4 protein-coding genes and 1 pseudogene are annotated in these 4,015 nt (G+C 59.8%); 1 reads left to right on the forward strand and 4 read right to left on the reverse strand.

The window, feature by feature from the left end:
- A partial coding sequence (gene ctaD / locus ABJN75_RS01125) for a cytochrome c oxidase subunit I (protein ID WP_348436022.1) occupies window positions 1-1,927 on the reverse strand: 1,927 nt, incomplete at its 3' end.
- Complete coding sequence (locus ABJN75_RS01130) at window positions 1,924-2,388, reverse strand: cytochrome C oxidase subunit II (protein WP_348436024.1); 465 nt, start codon at window positions 2,386-2,388, stop codon at window positions 1,924-1,926. The genes ctaD and ABJN75_RS01130, both read right to left, overlap by 4 nt.
- Window positions 2,389-2,607: 219 nt before the next feature.
- Between ABJN75_RS01130 and ABJN75_RS01135 the strand changes: the two genes are divergently transcribed.
- Window positions 2,608-3,123, forward strand: a complete 516-nt coding sequence (locus tag ABJN75_RS01135; protein ID WP_348436026.1) for a DUF2231 domain-containing protein — start codon at window positions 2,608-2,610, stop codon at window positions 3,121-3,123.
- Here the strand turns inward: ABJN75_RS01135 and ABJN75_RS01140 are convergent.
- Together ABJN75_RS01140 and ABJN75_RS01145 are read right to left on the reverse strand one after the other, a co-directional pair.
- Window positions 3,093-3,605, reverse strand: coding sequence for a CopD family protein (locus ABJN75_RS01140; RefSeq protein ID WP_348436028.1), 513 nt, complete (start codon window positions 3,603-3,605; stop codon window positions 3,093-3,095). The two genes, ABJN75_RS01135 and ABJN75_RS01140, sit on opposite strands and share 31 nt — an antisense overlap.
- Before the next feature lie 249 nt (window positions 3,606-3,854).
- Window positions 3,855-4,015, reverse strand: a pseudogene (locus tag ABJN75_RS01145) (IS5/IS1182 family transposase); the annotation flags it as partial.

Below are 4,015 nucleotides of genomic sequence, written 5' to 3' on the forward strand. Positions count from 1 at the left end.
TGGGGACGGTCACGCCATGGCCGATGGGCTGGTCGCCAAGATCCTGCCGCGAACCGAGCCGCCAGACCCATCGCCAGCCCAGCGCAACCACACCGGCGATGGCGAATGGCGTAATCACGTAGACCTTGATGAGAAGCGAGACAAAAAACAGGCCCGTGACGGCCGCCAGGAGGATCGGCAGGCGAGTGTTGGCGGGATAGATCACCAGCTGTTCAGGCTCTCCGCTCGCGATGTCGACCAACAGGCTCTCGCGTTTGCCGGTTGCCGCATCGCCGAGATAGCCGTCGCCGCGCGCGAGCTGGGCCGGCAAAGCAGGAGTATCCCACAGCGGCTCGCGTGAATTCACCCGCGGCAGGCTGGCGAAATTATAGGCTGCGGACGGTCTTGGAATGGCCCATTCCAGCGTACCCGACCCCCAGGGATTGCGCCTGGCGCGATGGCGCACAGCGAGGTTGAGCAAAATCTCGATCAGCACAAGGGTCAGCCCGAACGCCATCACGAAACCACCGACCGATGATATCAGGTTGATGACTGTCCAGCCATCCTCGGGCAAATAGGTCGATATGCGCCGCCGTTGGCCCATCAGACCAACCCAGTGCATGGCGAGGAAGGTGACATGAAAGCCGGCAAAGATCAGCGCGAACGCCACTTCGCCGAGGCGGAAAAAACGCCTGTTGCCTGTCACCAGCGGCAACCAGTAGTAAATTCCGGCCAGCACCGGAAACACGAAGCCGCCGAACAGCACATAGTGCAGATGCGCGGTGACAAAGGCTGTGTCGTGTACCTGCCAGTCGAATGGCACAACCGCCACCATGACTCCGGTCAGCCCGCCGATGACGAAGGTGACAAAAAAGCCGAGAATGTGCAGCATCGGCAGCCGCAGCTGCGGCGTGCCTTTCCACATCGTCCCGATCCAGGCAAAGACCTGGACCGCCGTGGGGACCGCGACCAGCGTCGAGGCCGCGGAAAAGAAGGCAAGCCCCATATGAGGGATACCGGTGGTGAACATGTGGTGCACCCACAATCCAAAGCTCAGGATCGCCAGCGCCACCGCTGCGGCAACAACCCAGCGGTATCCGAGCAGTGTGGTGGACGCCATCACAGGCAGGATGGTCGAGACCATCCCTGCGGCGGGCAGAAAGATGATGTAGACCTCGGGATGGCCAAAGAGCCAGAAAAGGTGCTGCCACAACAGGCTGTCGCCGCCGAGTTCCACCTGAAAGAACGGCATTGCGAAGGCCCGTTCCAGCTCCAGCAGGATCGATCCAAGGATCAACGGAGGAAATCCGGTCAGGATCATCAGCGAGACCACCAGCATGTACCAGGCGAACACCGGCATCTTGCTGAGCGTCATGCCGGGGGCGCGGTATTTCAGGATCGACACCGTGAACTCCACCGCCGCACAGATCGCCGAGATTTCCACGAAGGTGATGCCGATCAGCCAGAAATCCGTGTTGATGCCGGGCGAATGGATCCGGCCGGTCAGCGGCGGATACATGAACCAGCCGCCATCGGGCGCGATCCCGAAAATCAGCGAGATCAAAAGCATTGCACCGCCGAAGAAATAGCACCAGTAGCCATAGGCGGTAAGCCGTGGATAGGCCAGATCGCGCGTGCCCAGCATCTTGGGCAGCAGGTAGATCGCCAGGCCCTCAATCATCGGGATGGCAAACAGGAACATCATTATGGTCCCGTGCATTGTGAAAAGCTGGCTATAGATCTCGGGGCCCGCGAAGACCGAATGAGGGGTTGCCAGTTGCGCCCGGATCAGCATCGCGAGAATGCCGCCAACCAGGAAATAGAAGGATGCGGTGACGATGAACATGCGTCCGACATCGCTGTGATTGACGGTCGACAACCAGCCTTTCCAGCCCGGTTCGGAAGACCAGATAGCCGTCAGCCTGCGATGGCGCGCCAGTGCGTTCATTGCTCCCCCTCCAGGAATTTCTGCCAGTCTTCGGATCCATGCGCGATGACGGTGAACCGGTGATTGTCATACCCGCGGCCGCTGAACTCCGCGCTCAGCCCGGCATAGGTACCCGGCGCGTCGGCTTCGATCCTGAGCACGTTGACATGGCCGGGGATCGCGTCGAGCTTGCCGGCAAGCCGCGGCACCCAGAAGCTGTGAATCACATCGGCCGTGGTGATGGCTATGTCGACAGGGCGCCCGGCGGGAATATGAAGGACATTCTCCGTGCTGCGCCGGGCATCGTGCTCGTAGGAAAAGCGCCACGACCACCTCCGTGCCTCCGCCTCTATTCTCGTGACATCAGCTCCATTGCGCGGCACAAGCCGCTCCCCGATCCACAAACCGTAGACGAGCAGGCAGAGCAGAATGACGGCAGGGAACACCAGGCCCAGCCCGATGATCCATACCCTTTCAGCCAAAGCCGGAAATATCCCGCTACCAGCGGGACGAAAAGCAAGCGCCAAAAGCGTCATCACAAACACGAATATCGCAGTGAATGTGATAAGCATAACCCACCATAGCGTGGCGATCGATTGCGCCGCAGGACCCCCGGGGTCCAGCATCGACAGGTCACCGGTGCAACCCGAAAGGGTTCCAAGCGTTACGCTCAGGACGAACAGTTTGAGGAGACGGGTGCCGTGGGTTTGCAAGAGATCGAGGCAAAGGAAAAACAATTCGTCGATCCGGTGGCTGAAACGCCGGGCTTCGACGAGACGCAATCCCGGATTGCCATAACCGGTCACCCGATCCATGCCATGAGCGTATCGTTTCCCATAGCGCTCACCTTCTGCACGCTTGCTGCCGATATGCTCTACTGGTGGACGGGCGATCCGTTCTGGGCGCGCGGCGCATTGTGGGCGGTAGGCGGGGCATTTCTGCTCGGAATGCTCGCAGGGTTGTCGGGAACTGCCGAACTTCTGCTTGTCTCCGGCATCCGGGTACGGGCCGCGGCATGGACCCATTTCATTATTGCAGTCACGTTGCTGTCGCTTCTCGGCACCAATTGGGGTGTCAGGCTGTCTGGCTATGAGAGCGCCGTGCTTCCCTACGGCATCCTGCTCTCGGTGCTCTGCGTTCTGGTGGTTGGCTTCACTGGCTGGCATGGGGGCAAACTCGTGTTCGATTACCGGCTGGGAATTTCGAAGGGCAAGTGACCGCCCCGCGGCATAAGCAACCATTGTGGCATGTCGACCCAGTCGAGATCGGGCTTTCCCAATACGAAAAGCAGTATCACGGTCGCGCAGGTCAGCACACCAGTCACCGGCAGATAGGGGTTTGGCGGTTTGTGATCGCCCGGTTTCTCCGCGATCCGAACGATGCTGTGGCCTATCCAGACGTGCAGCACGAGCAGCAGGGAGACGAAAACCAGTTTGGCAAACAGCCACGGCACGAAGACCTGGCGCAAGAAGATCAGCCACGTTCCGGCAATGACCGCGATGATTGCGGCCGGCGTTACGATCATCGTATAGGTGATATGCGTCCTGTAACGGACAATTTCGTAGTCATCCTGTGAAATAGGCCCATCGTGGCGCGCCAGCATCATCGGCAGTGCGATCAAACCTCCACACCAGATGCTCAGCGCGATCAGGTGCAGCGCCTTGAACAGGGGAACGGTGGACCCCAGCCACTCCGTCACAACAATGAAATCCCGGAGGCCGAAGCATCACTGTCCGGGCTCCCAGCCATTGATTTGCCGGGCCGCTTCCCCGGGTCGCGGATTTTGACTTTACTTGAGCCGGCAGGCTGCATTCTTGTTCCCCGATACACTGCGTCCCTAGATCAACACCGAAATCGCCTTTTGGTTCCACCTTTGGCAATTGAATTTGTCAGGGGCGTTGGTGCGCGGATCAGCCAATGAACGAAGCTCGGTCTTTGATGGGTCCGCTTATTTGGTTGCTCCCGCCGATGCTTGGCAACGAACGGATTTCGGGCGTCCGCAGGCGAGCATTCGGGTAAGAATAGCGGCGCCGATCGCAGCTTCTGGCTGTTGAGCGGGGAATGACCGAGCGCGCAAACGCTGTCCAATGACGCCTTTATATCGACCCA

Origin of the sequence: Hoeflea sp., from assembly GCF_039975035.1 — a bacterium.
Lineage (GTDB): Bacteria > Pseudomonadota > Alphaproteobacteria > Rhizobiales > Rhizobiaceae > Hoeflea.